Genomic DNA, 16,467 nt, shown 5'->3' on the forward strand with positions numbered 1-16,467 from the left:
GCGTCCCTCAGGCCTTCATTGAACAAGATCGCTAGGAGTTCATCATGTGCGGAATCGTCGGTTATGTCGGGAGCGAAGCGGCTTCCCCCTTCCTCATCGAAGGGCTGAGCCGGCTCGAGTACCGCGGCTACGACTCGGCGGGCATCGCCGTGCTCGGCAAGCGCGGCACCAGCCGGATCCGCACGGTCGGCCGGGTCCGTGATCTCGAGGCCGCTCTGCCGAAGAGGCTCACCGGCTCGGTCGGGATCGGCCACACCCGATGGGCCACCCACGGTCCGGCCGTCGAGCACAACGCGCACCCCCACGCGAGTGAAGACGGCCGGATCTCGGTCGTGCACAACGGGATCATCGACAACGCCCCGGCCCTGCGCGCGCAGCTCGAAGCCGAAGGGGTCACCCTCTCGAGCGACACCGACACCGAGGTGATCGCCCACCTGATTGCTCGCAGCGACGCCCCGACGCTCGAAGACGCCGTGGTGGAGACGACCGAGCGGATCAGTGGGACTTACGCGCTCGCCGTGACCGATGAGGACAACCCGGACCGGATCGTGGTCGCCCGCCTCGGCTCGCCGCTCATCCTGGGCGTCGGCGACGGGGAGATGTTTGTCTCCTCCGATGCCTCGGCGCTGGTGCGGCACACCACCTCCGTGGTCCACCTCGAGGACGGCGAGCTGGCGTCGGTGAGCGCCAAGGGTTTCCGGACGTTTACCAAGGACTCGACCGACACCGGGCGCACCCCCGAGGAGATCGGCGTCGACGTCGAATCCCTCGAGCTCGGTGGGTACGAGCACTACATGCGCAAGGAGATTAGCGAGCAGCCAGATGTCGCGACCGCGGTCCTGCGCGGGCGGCTCGACGAGCGCTTCGGCACGACCCGTCTCGGTGGGCTGAACCTCACCCCGCGCGAGCTGAGGTCCTTCCGCCGGATCAAGATCCTCGGGTGCGGATCGGCCTACTACGCCGGTCAGATGGGTGCCCAGATGATCGAAGACCTCGCCCGGATCCCGGCCGACGCCGAGCCGGCGAGCGAGTTCCGCTACCGCAACGCGATCATCGAGCCCGACACGCTCTACGTCGCGGTGTCGCAGAGCGGAGAGACCGCCGATACCGCCTTCGCCGTCCAAGAGGTCCAGCGCAAGGGCGGGTACGTCCTCGGGGTCGTCAACGTCGTCGGCTCGACGATCGCTCGCGCCGTCGATGGTGGCGTGTACATCCACGCCGGTCCGGAGGTCTCGGTGGCCTCGACCAAGGCCCTCACCAACATGGCCCTCGCCTTCGCCATGCTCGCCGTCCAACTCGGTCGCGTCCACGACCTCTCGGTCGCCGATGGTCAGCGAATCGTCGCGGGCCTGAAGCGGATTCCCGAGCAGATCGAGCAGATCCTGTCGGATGAGTCGGCCGCGAAGGGGGTGGCCGCTGCCCTGATCGAGGGGACCGGCGCCTTCTACATCGGCCGCACCCGCGGCTTCCCGGTGGCCCGTGAGGGGGCGCAGAAGCTGAAGGAGATCTCCTACGTCCACGCCGAGGCGTACCAGACGAGCGAACTCAAGCACGGCCCGCTCGCCCTGATCGACGAGAAGATGCCGACCGTCGCGGTGATCCCCGACGACGAACTCGCCGAGCGCAATCTCGCTGCAGCAGAGCAGATCCTCGCGCGAAGCGGCCCGCTCACCCTGATCACTCACCCCGGCGTCGACACCTCGAGCCTGAAGGTCCCGACGATCGTCGTGCCGAAGAACGAGCCGGAGCTGGACCCGATCCTGCTCACCATCCCGACGCAACTCATCGCCTACCAGGCGGCGGTGCTCCTCGGCCACGACGTCGACAAGCCCCGCAACCTCGCCAAGTCGGTCACGGTCGAGTAGGCCCCTCGGGGAGGGCGATGCGCAGGAACTTCGGGCGATATCGAAGGGGGTCGTCGATCACCCGATCGAGGTCGGCGTCGTTGTTGCTGTAGGAGACGACCACCGTGCCCTTCTTGGGGAAGAGCTCGGGGTGGGCAAGTGGCATGTACCGCAGCTGTCCGGTCTTGGACTCGATCGGCGCGACCGCCGTCCCCGACGACCAGGGGCCGGTCGGGGCGGGCGCGGTCCAGACCGTGACATCCGAGCCGATGAAGTCGTTGCGCTTGCTGACGGCGTACCACCCGCCGTCCTGCTCGAAGACCGACAGGGTTTGCGAGACCCCCTCGCGCGCGGGGATCAGGATCTGCGCGCGGGATTCCCGGGTGACCCAGGCCGAGCCGTCCCAGTACCGCCACCGCTGCTGGTTCGTGATGTCCTTCGGGCGCATCCGAGCGACCTGAAGCGACCACCCGAAGGCCTGGTCCGTGCCCGGATTCGCGGTGCCGAAGAGGTACACCCAGTCGCCGTCGTCGCCGCCCACGCTCGCGGCGGCGGCGCCCCACGTCGGCGCCTCCCGTCCGGGCTGATCGGGTCCGATGTCCTGTTGGTCGATCCGTTGCGGCACACCGCCCTTCGGGACCAGGAAGGTCGCGACGGCCAAGCCGAGGTTGTCGAAATCGAAGGCTCCATCCCCCTTCCCCTGGACCCGCTGCGTCGTCACGTACACGAGGTCGTAGCCGTCGTGCCGGTCGACGACGACCGACATCGGCCAATAGCCGACCGTGCTGCGCGGCCGGCCCGGGATGATCGCCCCGTCGGAAGGGGGGAACACGCCTTGGATGCAATCCGGCGCGAGGATCAACATCGAGTTGCGGACCATCCGAGGGCCGGTCCCCGCGTCCCGCAGGGTGTCCCCGAACATCCACAGGGTCCGCCCATCCTGAAGGGGGGCGCTGGCGCCGACGTCGGCGCCCCGGAAGAGGGGAGCGCCGCGCAACGACGCGAGCCGGTTGAGGTCGGCGACGTCCTTCACCGGTCCGGTCGAGATGCACTCGCTCGTGTAGACGTGGGAGGCGATCTCGGCGGGTTCGGCGAGGCGTTGTTGGGGGACGACGGCGGCCGCGGCGAGCAGAGCCACGGTGAGCGGCGCGACGACCGCGATCACGCGGACGCGCCACCGGTTCGCGCGGGCGTGGGCGCGCGACTGCGAGCGGGTGGCGGGCTCCGCCCCGGTGGCGTGGACCCGCGCCGCGCGCGTGCGGGCCGACCGCGCGTATCCGAGAAGGAGCAGCGCCGCGGCGAGCCAGGCGCCGAGGATCAGGATCGGGCCGCCGTCGAGCGTCCCGCGAAGGCTCGCCTGCGCGATGGTCTGCAAGCCCGCCACCGGGATCCCCGCGCCGGTCACGACATTCCACGGGGGCGGGATGAGGTGCTGATCGGTACGGGTGAGGACCGGCAAGGCGGTCGCGAAGAAGGCGAGGACGGCAAGGCCGAGGCCAGCCCAGCCAGCGACCGATTCCAGTGCAGCAGTGACGGCGCCCGAGCACAGCGCGACGAGCGCGGCGGCGAGGCCGACGGAGAGCTTGGTCGCGAAGGCCCCCGGCGTCAGGGCGATCCCGAGGATCAACCCAGCGACGGCCGAACCAGCGGTCATCCCGCCGAGTCGGGCGAGGCCGCGACGGAAGCTGCGGGCGACCGGCCCCCACTTCAGAGAGGAGCCGACGGTGATGAGGAAGCCGAGGAGGCACGCGAGAAGGGTGACCAGGTGCGCCCGCGCGAGGCGCTTCTCCCCATCCGGCGGCCCGACCCGCTCGAGCGCCGCGCTTCGCCCCCAGGCGTCCTCGGACTCTTGGACCTGGGAGACCACTGCGTCGACCATTTGCGGGTCGAGCGCGGTGCTGACGAGCAGCCGGTCCTTGCGGCTGCGGAGGTCGACGACGAGGGCCGCATAGATCCGCCCCTGTTCGACATCGGAGCGAGCGCCCCCTTCATCCTCGGTCGCGGTGAGATCGAAGGGGGTGCCGGGCAGGCCATTGAGTTCGGCGGCGAGCGGCTCGGACATCACCGAGGGCGCGACGACCGTCGCCGGCACGTTGTGCGGACGCAGATCGGCGCCCGAGCGCAAGACGGCGAAGGCGAGGATGACCTCGGCGAGGACCCCGACGAGGCACGCGATCGCGAGCGGGCGTGGGAAGGCGGCGCGCAGGACTTCGCGCCAGTCGCGAGCGTCCTGTCGTAAGTTCACGGGGACCAGTCTCTAAGACGCGTGGCCGCCGGAGGCCATGAGGGGCTCCCCGAGTTCTCATGGCTCGATCGGACCCCCGGGTGTCTACCTCATTGCCGCCCAGTGTTCACCGGGCGCTGGGACCCTCCCCTTGCTGAGTGCGGTCGCCACCGACCGATCCACCTGCCACAAGGGGGTAGTCGCGTGTCGACCGGAACCACCACACCGAAGAAGTCACCGGCACCGCTCGGCGGGCCGTCGCAGTTCCTCGGTCCCGACCGCAACTGGCACCTGACCTTCGGCATCCTGCTCTTTGTCACCCTGGGGCTTTTCCTCCGCTGGGCGCTGGAGTACACCGGGCACGACTCGAGCACGCCGCTGCTCATCCTCGCGGTCTGCTTCGGCGTCTTCATGGCGTTCACGATCGGCGGCAATGACGTCGCGAACTCCTTCGGGACCAGCGTCGGCGCCGGGACCCTCACGATCAAACAGGCGCTGCTCGTCGCCGCCGTCTTCGAGGTGAGCGGCGCGGTGATCGCCGGCGGCGAGGTCACCGACACGATTCGGGGCGGCATCGTCGATCTGTCGGTCGTTGAGGTCTCCCCGCAGGACTTCATCTTCATCATGATGGCCGCCCTCGCCGCGGCGGCCTTTTGGCTGCTCTTCGCGACCAACCGGGGATACCCAGTCTCGACGACCCACTCGATCATCGGTGGCATCGTGGGGGCATCGCTCACCCTCGGCTTCGTCACCGCCCAGGCGTCGCCCTTCGCGATGGTCCAGTGGGATCAGATCGGTCAGATCGCGATCTCATGGGTGCTCTCGCCGGTCCTCGGTGGCCTCGTGAGTTACCTGCTCTACCGCACGATCAAACAGAACGTCCTCGACTACAACGCGCGGGCCGATGAAGCCCTCAGGGCGATCAAGGCCGAGCGTCGCCAGCACCGTGATCAGCACAAGGCGGCCTTCGAGCGGCTGAGCGAAATCCAGCAGATTTCATACACGAGCGCCCTCGCCCGGGACGCCGCCGTCTTACGGCGCGGCGATCACGAACCGGATGAACTCGAGTCGGACTACTTCCGCGAGTTGGAGCAGATCGAGGCCAAGGCCGACGATGTCGGCGCACACAAGGCGCTCGAATCGTGGGTGCCGATCCTCGCCGCGCTCGGCGCGATGATCATCTCGGCGATGCTCCTCTTCAAAGGCCTGAAGAATATGGACCTGGGCCTGACCACCATGAACAACTACCTGATCATGGGCATGGTCGGCGCCTCGGTGTGGATGGCGACCTTCATCTTCGCCAAGACCCTCAAGAGGGAATCGCTCTCGCGCTCGACCTTCCTGCTCTTTTCGTGGATGCAGGTCTTCACCGCGTCCGGGTTTGCCTTCAGCCATGGCAGCAATGACATCGCGAACGCGATCGGTCCCTTCGCGGCCATCCTCGATGTGCTTCGGACCGGGGCGATCGATAGTGAGGCGGCGATCCCGCCAGCGGCCCTGCTGACCTTCGGCGTCGCGCTCATCTGCGGCCTGTGGTTCATCGGCCGGAAGGTGATCGCGACCGTCGGACACAACCTCACCACCATGCACCCGGCGTCGGGTTTTTCGGCTGAACTCTCAGCCGCCGGTGTGGTGATGGGGGCGTCGGTGCTGGGGCTGCCGGTCTCGAGCACCCACATCCTGATCGGCGCCGTCCTCGGCATTGGCCTTGTCAACCGTCAGACGAACTGGGGCCTGATGCGCCCGATCGCCCTCGCCTGGGTGATCACCCTGCCCGCCGCCGCCACCCTCGGCGCGGTCGGCATGATCGTGCTCCGCTCGATCTTCTAGCCCCGACCCCCGCCCGAGATCGGCCCCCGAGCGCCCTTCTGGTCAGGAGCGGAGCGAAAGGGGCGGGCTCGCCTATCCTGACCGGCGTGATGAGGGTGGACCGAGTGCGCTTCGTGCGGTGGATGAAGGGCGTGCCCCACGCGTGGCTTCAACGGGTCCCTCTCGCGGCGACGATCTTCGGCGCCCTGGGGTTCGTCGGGTCGCTCAGCCCCTCCCTCCTTCCGCGCACCGGGCTCTTCCAAGGCGTCGTAACGGGCATCAGCACCGCTGCCTGGTACGGATTCGGCACGCTCGTCGACCGCGGTGGCCTGCGCCTTGCTCGAGCGCTGGGCGTGCGGGTCGAGGTGAAACCGGCCGTGCGGGTGTGGTCGCTTCGGCTGCTCCTCATCGCCATCGTGGCGATGGTGACGCTCACCCCCTTCATCGCCTTGAACCAGCAGCAGGACCTCGCCCGCGCGTTCGCTCAACCCGAGCCGGGCTTCACCCACGGGCTCATCAGCGGGACCGTCGCGATCGCCACCTTCGCCCTGGTGGTGGGGATCCGCCAGGCGCTCGCGGCGCTGTTCCGGGTGATCTTGCGCCGGCTCCATCGGCTGCCGAACATGCTCGCCGGGTTCCTCGCGAGCGCCACCGTGGTGATCGTCGTGCTCGGGGTCGTCCAGTGGGTGCTCCTCGGCGGGGTCATGCGGGTCGTCGGGGGCCAGCAGGCCGAGGCCAACGCCGGGACGCCGAAGGGGGTCACTCAGCCGACGCTCGCGACCCTCTCCGGGAGCCCAGCCTCGAACGAGTCATGGGAGTCGCTCGGGTACGAAGGGCGCCACTTCGTCGGGATCACGCCGACCGCGGCCCGGATCCGAGAGGTGACGGGCCGGCCCGCGAAGCAGCCGATCCGCGCCTACGCCGGGATCGGCGAGGACGGTGGGATCGATGACGCGGTGGAGCGGGCGCTCGCCGAGCTCGACCGCACGGACGCCTGGTCGCGCGGATCGCTCGTCATCTTCACCACGACCGGGCTCGGCTGGGTCAACCGCTGGAGCGTGCAGTCCGCGGAGTACCTGACCGGCGGGGACGTCGCCTCGGTCGCCGTCCAACACTCCACCCTCCCGTCGGCCCTGGCGCTGCTCGACGCGCCCGCCAAGCCGCGGGAGGCGGGCGAGAAGCTGACCGATGCCGTCTTGAAGCGGGTCGAAGAGCTGCCGGCCAGTCGCCGGCCCGCGGTGTACGTGAGCGGCGAGTCCCTCGGCGCCTTCGGTGGCGAGGCCGCCTTCACCTCGATGAGCGACATGCTCCGGCGGGTCGATGGGGCGGTGTGGACCGGGCCGCCGGCCTTTACCGAGATCCACGCCGAGGTCACCCGCGATCGGCAGGGGGGCTCGACCGAGGTCAATCCCGTCATCGACAACGGGCGTCATGTGCGTTTTGCCGACACCGTCTCCGAGTTGACGGCCGACCAATACGGGCGCGCGCTCGGACCGTGGGATGCCCCGCGCGTGGTCTATCTCCAGCACCGCTCGGACCCGGTGGTGTGGTTCCATCCGGCGTTGATCTTCAGCGAGCCGGATTGGTTGCGCGAGGACCACTCGGGGACGACCACGGCGGGGATGACCTGGTTGCCGGTCATCACCTTCTGGCAGGTGACGGCCGACCTCGCTAAGGCGACGACGGTCCCGACGGGGTACGGCCACAACTATCGAGACGAAGTGGTGCCCGCCTGGGCGGGGGTGCTGGGCGAGGACCCGACGGCCGATTACCAGGCGATCATCGACGCGATCCGGTACGGCTGACCCCCTTCGGGGGGGTGGGCCGGGCGCGAGAGTCTCGGGAAACTCCCGAAATCGCGCGGAACTCCAGGGGATTCACGGCGTTTCCGGGGACGAACGGCCCGGCGGGGTCAGCGCAGGGCTCGAGCGAGCTCGCGCAGGACCGTCGACTCGTCGATGCTCTCCTGGCGCAGGCGGACCGAGGGCGCGAGGGTGTCGCTCACGAGATCGGCGTAGACGACCGATTCGGCCACCGTGAGGTGCGGCAGCACATGGCGGCTCGGCATCAGCTCCCGGGTCCACTGCTCGCGGTGGCTCCACAGGGTCCAGGCGTCCATCAGGACCGAGGCGGTTTGTGGCAGGGAGGCGCGCAGCTGGTCCAACTGGGAGAAGCCGGCGGTGTCGATATCGGCCCAGTAGTGGATGCGCCGACCGGTGAGCCAGGGCAGCTCCCGCAGGGCGGCGAGTTGGCTGCTGGAGCCAAGGAAGGCGATGGCGCGGGGCAACTCGGGAAGGGCGTCGAAGACGGCCTCGTTGCTGAGGATAAGGATGCCGCGGGCACTGACGCCGTGGCGAGCGAGCTCGTCGATGCGCACGGTCGCATCGGAAATCCCTGACGCAGGGAAGAGGTCGCCGCCGTCGAGGCGCCGGACCCGGATCCGCGCCGGTCGGGAGCGTGGGGCCTGGGCCGCGGAGAGATCGGTCCTACCGGCGGTCATCTCGGTGGTCGCCGATTGCGAATCGCCGAAGGCAAGGGCCTGATCATGCGCTGCGGGCGCGCCCCCTCGACTGGAATCCACCGACCGAAATGTACTCCCTTCGCCCAGCCCGTGGGACCCCGGTTACCGGATGGTCACCAGGTGGGTCCAGGGCAGGGCGCATAGCCCGCGGATTCGACCCGGATCGTGGCGTGAGCGAGCCCGAAGTGGCGGCTGAGCAGGGTCGCAGCGTTGGCCCGGGGCTCGTGCGGAACCGGGAAGGGGGAGAACCGGTCGCGCGGGGTTAAGGCAAGCCGAGTGCGACCACTAAGGCCGCGGTCAAGGCGCCGAGCGGGATCAGCAGGAGCGCGTGGAGACGGCGGTTGCTCACGACGACGGCCGCGAACTCGCGCACCATGGCGGCGGGAAGGGCGGGCAGTGCGGTGGGCGCGCCGATCGCGTCGGCGTCCAGGCCGACGCGACGGGAGAGTAGGGCCGCGCGCGGAGCGTGGAAGTTGCTGGTGACGACCAGGACGTGGCCGCGCACCCCTTCGTGCCGAAGGATGTCGGCAGAGCACCGCAGGTTCTCCTCGGTCGTGGTCGAGACCGTCTCCGGTCGGATCGCGCGCGCGGGAACGCCGTGGGCGATGAGGTACTCGGCCATCGCCTCACCTTCGGGGCGCGGTTCGTCGGCGCCCTGACCGCCGGAGGGGATGAGCAGGGCGGTCGGCGCGAGCGTGGTCCACGCGAGGCGCGCGGCATCGAGACGGTTGGCGAGGAGAGGTCCGATCTCCCCGGCGATCAGGCCCGCCCCGAGGACGATCACCGCTGCGGGAGCGGGCCGGGCAGGACGGCGGAGCCACCACCAGCTGTAGGTGCCGAAGACGAGGAACCATCCCCCGAGGGTCGAGCACAGGGCAAGCAGCCCACCGGCCAGCACCATCGCCGCAGGGTGGTGCGTGGTGGTGAGCGCGAGGGCGACGAAAGGCCCCACGCCGAGGCCGACTCCAAGGAGGACGATCGCGGCGGTCGTGAGTGACCCGCGTTTGCGTCGGCGCGGCCCGAGGCCCGCGAGGATGAGCAGCCCGGCGGGGACCACCACGCTGAAGGGGGCGACCGACAGCACGACGAGGAGGGTCGGCCTGACGTGCGCAGGCGCGAGATATCCGATGACCTCGACGACCGCTACGGCCGTCCACCAGATCGCGGCGACGAACCAGGCCGCGATCCCAAAGTCTCGAGGTTCACGACGAGCGAGCACGCGGCCCCGCCAGGCGCAGAGGCCGGCCAGGGCGAGGGAGATCATGACCCGGCGGCGCGCTCCCGGAGCGGGAGAGGGTCCTCGAGATAGGGGCTCAGGATCGAGCGCACCGCGTCGGTGATCGACCAGGGACGTGAGGTGGCCGCATCCATCAACACCGCGCTCGTCTCCCCGACGACCTGCGCCGGTGCGTCATCCGGCACGCCGATCCGCAGTGCGAAATCCATCGCGATCGAGCTGCGGCCGATGTGAGCCAGCCACACCTCGACGCGGAAGGGGGTGCCCGGCTCGACGTACATCTCCTGGCGGTACTCGACCCGCTGCCCGACGACGAGCAAGTTGACGCCAGGGGCGGCGCCCGCGAGCCCCTCGGCAGCGCGCGCCGGGTCGACGGATTCCCCCTTCACCCGCGTCAGCTCGGAGAGGAAGAGGACCCTCGCCTCGTCGAGGATCCGCATGACCGCGATGTTGTCGACATGACCGCTCGTGTTGAGATCGCGGACTCGGGCCTGGACTTCGCACTGGTACCTCACGAGCGTTGACGCTATCGGGCGATGCCCGCGAAGGGCGTCTCGGGCACCCCAGATCGATCGGAAAGCGTGCGGATGATCAAGGGGTGGCGGGCTCGGCTTCGTCGCTCGGGGCGAGTAGGGCGACGCGATCGTCATCTTCGACAGGGGCCGCGAGGTCGAGCCCAGCGGCGAGCGCGGCGCGGTCGGCGAGGGCGGTCCCCGATCCGGAGTAGAGGTGTAGGGCAGCGTCCACCCCGGCGCGCTCGATCTCGCGCATCTCGTCGTCGTAGTAGGCCACGGCCGCGACGACCCCTTCGAAGCCGTTGCGCTTCAGTTGCTCGAGCGCGGCCATGTTGGACCCGTGGAAGGGCATCGCCATCACGACGACCGCCACGCGGCCCACATGGCTCACCCGCTCCCAGAAGTCCTCGTCGGTCGCATCGCCTTCGATGACCTCGTAACCGCGGTCGCGCAGGCCCTCGATCCGCTGGTCGTTGTGCTCGACGCCGACCACCTCAAGACCGTAGGCCGACTCGAGCTGGCGGTAGGCGGCCTTGCCGACCCGGCCCATCCCGAGCACGACGGCCTCGGCGCCGCCCACGTCGATCGGTCGGTCGTGCGCGTTCAACCGGTCGGGGTCCTGGGCGGGGAGGCGCTCGGCGATCCGCTCGATATAGGTGGGGATCCGGCGGTTCAGCAACGACGAGACGACGAAGCTCGCGGCGACGGCGACAGAGAGGACCACGAGCCAGTCGGGGTTGAGCATCCCGCTGGACGCGCCGACCGCGACCACGATCAGGCCAAACTCGGAGTAGTTCGTCAGGGACGCCGCGGCGAGCAGGGAGGTGCGGTGCCGCAGCCGCATCAGGTCTAGGAGGAAGGCCCAGGCGATGCCCTGGATCGGCAGCATCACGAGCAGAAGCAGCCCGAGCCCGACCGTGGCGACGCTCGGGTGTCCTTGCAGGCCGATGCTGACGAAGAAGGCGACGAGGAGGAGTTCCTTGAGGGTGAACAGCGCGCGCGACAGTTCGCCCGAGCGGGCGTGGGAGGCGAGCAGCACGCCCATGATCAGGGCGCCGAGATCCCCCTTCAGGCCGACGGTTTCGAAGAGGGCGTAGCCGGGCACGAGGGCCATGACGACGCCGAAGAGGGCCTGCAACTCACCGTGGCCGATCCGGTCCCAGATCCGTTTCATCGCCGCGGTGAAGGGCAGGAGCAGCACGAGCGCGATGGCCCAGGGGCTCGGCCAGGCCCCCTTGCTCGCCGTGATGAAGACGACCGCGGCGATGTCCTGGATGATCAAGATCCCGACGGCGATCCGGCCGTAGAGCGCCGAGCTGTCGCTGCGTTCGTCGAGCATCTTCACCACGACGACGGTGCTCGAGAAGGACAGCGCGAAGCCGAGGAGCGCGAGCTGGCCCCACCCCTGCCCATCGAGCATCCCGAAGCCGATGACGCCGAGCAGCCCGAGGAATCCTGCGCCGAGGGCGGTCGCGAAGGCCATATGCGCGCCGGCGGTCGCCCACACCTCGCGGCGCAGGAGGAGCCTCGGGTCCAGCTTGAGGCCGACGGCGAAGAGGAGGAGGGTCACCCCGAGATCGGCGAGGACCTCGATGCCTTCGAGATAGGGCACGCCAGCGGCGGCGAGGACAAAACCGGCCGCGAGGAAGCCGACGAGTGGCGGCAAGCGCATCGCCATTGCGAGCAGCCCGAGCCCCAACGTGACGAGCAGGTAGGTCGAGACGGTGTCCACGTCGGCTTCTTCTTCGTCGGCGGGCTGGGGCGGAATGTTTGAAGGGTTCGTGCCCCATCCTCCCACCGGTCGAGAGTGACGACCGAGAGCAGGGGCTATACGATCGGATAGTCGGCTATCTGGTGATATAGCAGGGGATGGTGTGATGCGGATCGAGGACGATCTCACGGCCCGGGCGCGCCTGCGCGAGGCGGCGATCGAACTCTTCGCCGAGCGGGGCTACGCCGCGACCTCGGTCGGGATGATCGCCGAACGGGCGGGTGTCACCGCGGGTCTGATCCGTCACCACTTCGGCTCCAAGGATGGACTGCGGCAGGCCTGCGACCAGCAGGTCCTGACCGAAGCGCTCACCCTCAAGGGCCGGGCGCTCGCCGCGATGGAGCAGCGTCCCGAGATCATCCCGGAGGTCGAGCCGCGGTCGGTGCTCATCCGGCGCTATCTCGGGCGGTCGATGATCGACGGCGGCGAAGGGGGGAGCGCCTCCTTCCACGCGCTGCTCAACCTCACCGAGCGGTTCTTTGCCGACAACCCCGTCGCTGGGATCGATGACCCGCGCGCTACCGCGGCCGCGACGGTCGGAATGCAGGTCGGCCTGATGGTGATGCAGGACCAACTCGCCAACGCCCTCGGCGACGACGGCCCCATCGCCGAACGGCATCGCCGGGTCCTCGCCGGGGCGGCCCACCTCTTCCACCCCGACTTGCTCGATACCGCCGCCTTCGCCGACTTCCGGCGCTGGATCGACCACCACAGCCCTGCGTCACCTCCCAAGGAGTCACGATGAGCACGATCGAGATCAGCGGCCTCGTGAAGACCTTCGGCCGCACCCGCGCGCTGGACGGGCTCGACCTGGTCGTCGAACCGGGACAGGTGCATGGCTTCCTCGGGCCCAACGGCTCGGGCAAGTCGACGACGATCCGGGTGCTGCTCGGGCTGCTGCGCGCCGACGAGGGGACCGCCCGACTGCTCGGCGGGGACCCGTGGCGGGACGCGGTGGACCTCCATCGCAGGCTCGCCTACGTCCCGGGCGATGTCACCTTGTGGCCATCGCTCACCGGCGGCGAGGCCATCGACCTGCTCACTCGGCTGCGCGGCCCGGTCGACCAGGCTCGACGGAGCGAGCTGCTGGACCGGCTCGACCTCGATCCGACGAAGAAGACCCGCACCTACTCCAAGGGGAACCGTCAAAAGGTCGCCCTCGTCGCCGCCTTCGCTGCGGACGTGGAGCTCTACATCCTCGACGAGCCGACCTCGGGGCTCGACCCGCTGATGGAGAAGGTCTTCCAAGAGTTGGTGGCCGACGCGGCTGCGCAGGGCCGTTCCGTGCTGCTGTCGAGCCACATCCTCGCCGAGGTCGAAGCCGTCTGCGACGCGGTCACGATCATCCGAGAAGGTCGCACGGTCCGCGCCGGCACGCTCGATGAGCTCCGCCAGGACGTCGCGGTCGACGACGGTGGCACGCTGCCCACCTTGGAAGAGCTCTTCCTGCGCGAATACGAGGGGTCGCGATGACCGCTCTCGCGGCGAGCCCCGTATCGCCGGCCGAAGGGGGCAGATCCCCCTTCGCCGGGACGTCGACGCTGGTGCGGTTCTACCTGCGCCTGGCACGGGTCCGGATCCTCATCTGGGTGCTCGCCGTGGTGGCGCTCGTGGGCTTCGGAGCGAGCGAACTCGGAGAGATCTATGCGACCCCGGCGGAGCGGGCGTCGCGGGCCGCGCTGATGTCCAACCCGTCCGCGATCCTGCTCGGGGGTCCGGGCTACGGGCTCGACAACTACACGCTGCCAGTCATGCTCGCCAACGAGTACACGCTGCTCACGAGCGTCCTCGTCGCGGTCATGGCGATCCAGCTCGTGACGGCTCGACTGCGCGGCGACGAAGAGGCCGGCCGTTACGAGGTGCTGCGCGCGGGAGTCGTGGGTCGGGCCGCTCCGACGATGGCCGCGCTCTCGACGGCCGCCATCGCCTGCGCGCTCCTGGCCGGGGCTCTCTTCGTCATCCTGCTCGCGACCTCGATCCCGAGGCCGGCCGATGCCCTCGCCTTCTCGGTGGGGATTGGGATCACCGGCCTCGTCTTCGGCGTCCTCGCCGCCACGACGAGCCAACTCGTCGAGCATGCGCGGGCCGCGAGTGGGATCGCGTATGCCGCGCTCGCGGGCGCCTTCGTCCTGCGCGGGGTGGGCGACATCCAAGAACGCCACGGATCGTGGGTCTCGTGGACCTCACCGCTGGCGTGGCCACAGCAGACCCGGGCGTGGGTGGACCTCCGGTGGTGGCCCCTGCTGCTCTCGCTCGCGGTCATCGCGATCGGGACCGCCGTCGCGCTCGCCGGCACCCGCCGCGATGTCGGAGCGGGGGTCTTGCCGACGAGACCCGGTCGGGCCACGGCTCGGGCCTGGCTGGCGTCCCCCTTCGCGCTCGCCTGGCGGCTGCAGCGCACGGGGATCGCCTGGTGGGCGCTAGCGCTCGCCCTGTACTCCGCGCTCTGCGGGTCGCTCGTTCGCTCCGTCCTTGATCAGGTGGCGACCAACCCGGCGATCCAGGTGTACCTGCGCGGCAGTGGGACATCGCTCACCGACACCTTCGTCGCGCTGATGCTCGCGATCACGGTGTGCGCCGTTGGCGGTTGGGCCGTGGCGTCGGTGCTGCGACTGCGCTCCTCAGAGAGGGATGGCCATAGCGAGGTGGTCCTTGCGAGCGCGGTTTCGCGCACCCGCTGGCTCCTGCAGCACCTCGCCGTGACCCTGCTCGGGAGCACCCTTCTGCTCGCCGCCTGCGGGCTCGCCCTCGGAGCGAGCGCGGCAGCCGTGATCGGAGAACCGGCGCTCACCTGGCGGACCCTCGGTGGGGCGCTTGCTTACCTCCCGGCGGTGATGGCGATGGGCGGCCTCGCGGCCCTGCTCTACGGGTTGGCGCCGAGCCTGACCCCCTTCGCCTGGCTGCCAGTGGCGTGGTCGGTCATCGTCCTCTCCTTCGGCGGTCTCCTGCAGCTGCCGGGCTGGGTCATCGACACCTCCCCGATTGGGTGGAGTCCGGCGCTCCCGGGCGACGCGATGGTCTGGACACCGGTCGTGGTCCTCACGGTGGCCGCCCTCGCCCTCGTCGCTACCGCGACGCTCTGCTTCCGGCGGCGGGATCTGCCCGCTTAGCGGGATCACGGAGGGCTAGGCTGCGTGGGTAATCCGGGCCCGGCGAGAGGAATTTGATGAGCACCGCCTACCGCACCTCGATCACCACGGCTCCCGACGGGACCGAGCTCTTTACCTATACGTGGGAGCCGACGGGGCAGCCGCGGGCGATCGTGCAGATCGCGCACGGGATGGCCGAACACGCGGCTCGCTACGACCAGGTCGCGCAACGCCTCACGGGCGAGGGCTATGTCGTCTACGCCCACGACCATCGGGGCCACGGCGGGACCGCAAAAGACCCGGAGGACCACGGCTACTTCGCCGACGAGGACGGCTGGTGGACGGTCGTCGACGACATCCGCGCGGTGGGCGCGCGAGCCGAAGATGAGCACCCCGGCCTCCCACGAGTCCTGCTCGGACACTCGATGGGGTCTTTCCTATCGCGTTCCTACGCGATGAAGTACGGCGATGACATCGACGGGCTGGTCCTCTCCGGGACCGGGGCCGGGCCGGGGATCCTCGGGAAGGTCGGGGCCGTCATCGCGACGATCGAATCCAAGGTGCGGGGCCGTCGGGCCAAGAGCACGCTGATGAACACCCTCTCGTTCGGTGAGTACAACAAGGCCTTCAAGCCCAACCGCACCGACTTCGACTGGCTGACGCGTGACCACGATGAGGTCGACGCCTACATCGCCGACCCGCTCTGCGGCGAGGTCTTCACGACGGGCTTTTACATCGACATGCTCGGCGGGCTCGACCTCGTCAATGACGACAAGAACGTCGCCCGGGTGCGCAGCGACCTGCCGATCTACCTCTTCTCCGGCTCGATGGACCCGGTCGGCGACGCGGGGAAGGGCGTGAAGGCCGTGCGGGCCCAGTACGAGCGCGCCGGCGTGCGGGACGTGACGATGCGCCTCTACCCGGACGGTCGTCACGAGATGTTCAACGAGATTAACCGTGACGAAGTGACCGACGATCTGATCGACTGGCTGGACGCCCACATCCCGTCGGCGTAGACCCTCTCCGTCACCGAAGGAGCAGCCATGGCGCATGGCGACATCACCCACATCGACATCCCGGTCTCGGACACCGGGCGTGCTCGGGAGTTCTATGGCGCGCTCTTCGGGTGGCAATTCGGCGAACCGCCGGGCTTCGAGGGGTACCCGATGTGGCAGGCCCCGAACCAGATCAGCGGGGGTGGGCTCGCCCCACGAAGCGATGGCTTTACCCAGCCGCGCAGCTATGTCGAGGTCGACTCGATCGACGACGTGCTCGCGCAGGTCGAGGCCTCCGGTGGCACGATCGTGGCCCCGAAGAGCGAGATCACCGAGACGAGTTGGTACGCGTTCTTCAACGATCCGGACGGCAACACGATCGGCGTCTATGAGGGCACGACCGACACGAGCGCCTAGCCCGCCCCGGTGACCGGGTCGCTTCGGGTCGGGTGAGGATGGGCC

The 16,467-nt window shown here is 69.4% G+C and carries 13 protein-coding genes; 8 read left to right on the forward strand and 5 right to left on the reverse strand.

Annotated features, from left to right (window positions below; translation table 11 throughout):
* The first annotated feature begins 44 nt into the window (after positions 1-44).
* Positions 45-1,865, forward strand: coding sequence for a glutamine--fructose-6-phosphate transaminase (isomerizing) (gene glmS, locus AB8K43_RS03955; protein WP_370891709.1), 1,821 nt, complete (start codon positions 45-47; stop codon positions 1,863-1,865).
* On the opposite strand, the gene AB8K43_RS03960 is transcribed toward glmS, so the two are convergent.
* Positions 1,852-4,089 carry a DUF4185 domain-containing protein gene (locus AB8K43_RS03960; RefSeq protein WP_370891711.1) on the reverse strand — a complete coding sequence of 746 codons (2,238 nt, stop codon included), beginning with the start codon at positions 4,087-4,089 and terminating at the stop codon, positions 1,852-1,854. The two genes, glmS and AB8K43_RS03960, sit on opposite strands and share 14 nt — an antisense overlap.
* Positions 4,090-4,272: 183 nt before the next feature.
* Here AB8K43_RS03960 and AB8K43_RS03965 point away from each other — a divergent pair, with 183 nt between their 5' ends.
* The gene (locus AB8K43_RS03965; RefSeq protein ID WP_370891713.1) at positions 4,273-5,898 is read left to right on the forward strand and encodes an inorganic phosphate transporter; all 1,626 of its coding nucleotides are present in this window, start codon (positions 4,273-4,275) and stop codon (positions 5,896-5,898) included.
* Positions 5,899-5,987: 89 nt separating this feature from the next.
* Positions 5,988-7,682: an alpha/beta hydrolase gene (locus AB8K43_RS03970; protein WP_370892091.1), complete on the forward strand. Its 1,695-nt coding sequence runs from the start codon at positions 5,988-5,990 to the stop codon at positions 7,680-7,682.
* 107 nt (positions 7,683-7,789) lie between these two features.
* Here AB8K43_RS03970 and AB8K43_RS03975 read toward each other — a convergent pair whose 3' ends face one another.
* The 4 genes from AB8K43_RS03975 to AB8K43_RS03990 all read right to left on the reverse strand — a co-directional run bounded on the left by AB8K43_RS03975 (position 7,790) and on the right by AB8K43_RS03990 (position 11,882).
* Positions 7,790-8,458: a Wadjet anti-phage system protein JetD domain-containing protein gene (locus tag AB8K43_RS03975; protein ID WP_370891715.1), complete on the reverse strand. Its 669-nt coding sequence runs from the start codon at positions 8,456-8,458 to the stop codon at positions 7,790-7,792.
* A gap of 202 nt (positions 8,459-8,660) precedes the next feature.
* Complete coding sequence (locus tag AB8K43_RS03980; RefSeq protein WP_370891717.1) at positions 8,661-9,662, reverse strand: YdcF family protein; 1,002 nt, start codon at positions 9,660-9,662, stop codon at positions 8,661-8,663.
* Positions 9,659-10,150 (reverse strand): acyl-CoA thioesterase, encoded by a 492-nt coding sequence (locus tag AB8K43_RS03985; RefSeq protein WP_370891719.1) that lies wholly within the window; start codon positions 10,148-10,150, stop codon positions 9,659-9,661. Before AB8K43_RS03985 ends, AB8K43_RS03980 begins: the two co-directional genes overlap by 4 nt.
* Before the next feature lie 76 nt (positions 10,151-10,226).
* Positions 10,227-11,882 (reverse strand): cation:proton antiporter, encoded by a 1,656-nt coding sequence (locus tag AB8K43_RS03990; protein ID WP_370891721.1) that lies wholly within the window; start codon positions 11,880-11,882, stop codon positions 10,227-10,229.
* A gap of 145 nt (positions 11,883-12,027) precedes the next feature.
* Here AB8K43_RS03990 and AB8K43_RS03995 point away from each other — a divergent pair, with 145 nt between their 5' ends.
* The 5 genes from AB8K43_RS03995 to AB8K43_RS04015 are packed head-to-tail and all read left to right on the forward strand — an operon-like array spanning position 12,028 to position 16,422.
* Positions 12,028-12,666 (forward strand): helix-turn-helix domain-containing protein, encoded by a 639-nt coding sequence (locus tag AB8K43_RS03995; protein WP_370891723.1) that lies wholly within the window; start codon positions 12,028-12,030, stop codon positions 12,664-12,666.
* Positions 12,663-13,394, forward strand: coding sequence for an ABC transporter ATP-binding protein (locus tag AB8K43_RS04000; RefSeq protein ID WP_370891725.1), 732 nt, complete (start codon positions 12,663-12,665; stop codon positions 13,392-13,394). Before AB8K43_RS03995 ends, AB8K43_RS04000 begins: the two co-directional genes overlap by 4 nt.
* Entirely contained in the window at positions 13,391-15,031 is a 1,641-nt protein-coding gene (locus tag AB8K43_RS04005) for an ABC transporter permease (protein ID WP_370891726.1), read from the forward strand. Before AB8K43_RS04000 ends, AB8K43_RS04005 begins: the two co-directional genes overlap by 4 nt.
* Before the next feature lie 56 nt (positions 15,032-15,087).
* Positions 15,088-16,026 carry a lysophospholipase gene (locus AB8K43_RS04010; protein ID WP_370891728.1) on the forward strand — a complete coding sequence of 313 codons (939 nt, stop codon included), beginning with the start codon at positions 15,088-15,090 and terminating at the stop codon, positions 16,024-16,026.
* 27 nt (positions 16,027-16,053) lie between these two features.
* Positions 16,054-16,422, forward strand: a complete 369-nt coding sequence (locus AB8K43_RS04015; RefSeq protein WP_370891730.1) for a VOC family protein — start codon at positions 16,054-16,056, stop codon at positions 16,420-16,422.
* Positions 16,423-16,467 lie beyond the last annotated feature (45 nt).

Source organism: Janibacter sp. GXQ6167 (assembly GCF_041365945.1).
GTDB lineage: Bacteria > Actinomycetota > Actinomycetes > Actinomycetales > Dermatophilaceae > JBGFSK01.

What these genes read in the sequence shown, in the direction of transcription:
- AB8K43_RS03995 (WP_370891723.1), top strand. Translation starts at nt 12,028, where the DNA reads ATGCGGATCGAGGACGATCTCACGGCCCGGGCGCGCCTGCGCGAGGCG.
- AB8K43_RS04000 (WP_370891725.1), top strand. Translation starts at nt 12,663, where the DNA reads ATGAGCACGATCGAGATCAGCGGCCTCGTGAAGACCTTCGGCCGCACC.
- AB8K43_RS04005 (WP_370891726.1), top strand. Translation starts at nt 13,391, where the DNA reads ATGACCGCTCTCGCGGCGAGCCCCGTATCGCCGGCCGAAGGGGGCAGA.
- AB8K43_RS03980 (WP_370891717.1), bottom strand. Translation starts at nt 9,662, where the DNA reads ATGATCTCCCTCGCCCTGGCCGGCCTCTGCGCCTGGCGGGGCCGCGTG.
- AB8K43_RS04015 (WP_370891730.1), top strand. Translation starts at nt 16,054, where the DNA reads ATGGCGCATGGCGACATCACCCACATCGACATCCCGGTCTCGGACACC.
- AB8K43_RS03970 (WP_370892091.1), top strand. Translation starts at nt 5,988, where the DNA reads ATGAGGGTGGACCGAGTGCGCTTCGTGCGGTGGATGAAGGGCGTGCCC.
- glmS (WP_370891709.1), top strand. Translation starts at nt 45, where the DNA reads ATGTGCGGAATCGTCGGTTATGTCGGGAGCGAAGCGGCTTCCCCCTTC.
- AB8K43_RS04010 (WP_370891728.1), top strand. Translation starts at nt 15,088, where the DNA reads ATGAGCACCGCCTACCGCACCTCGATCACCACGGCTCCCGACGGGACC.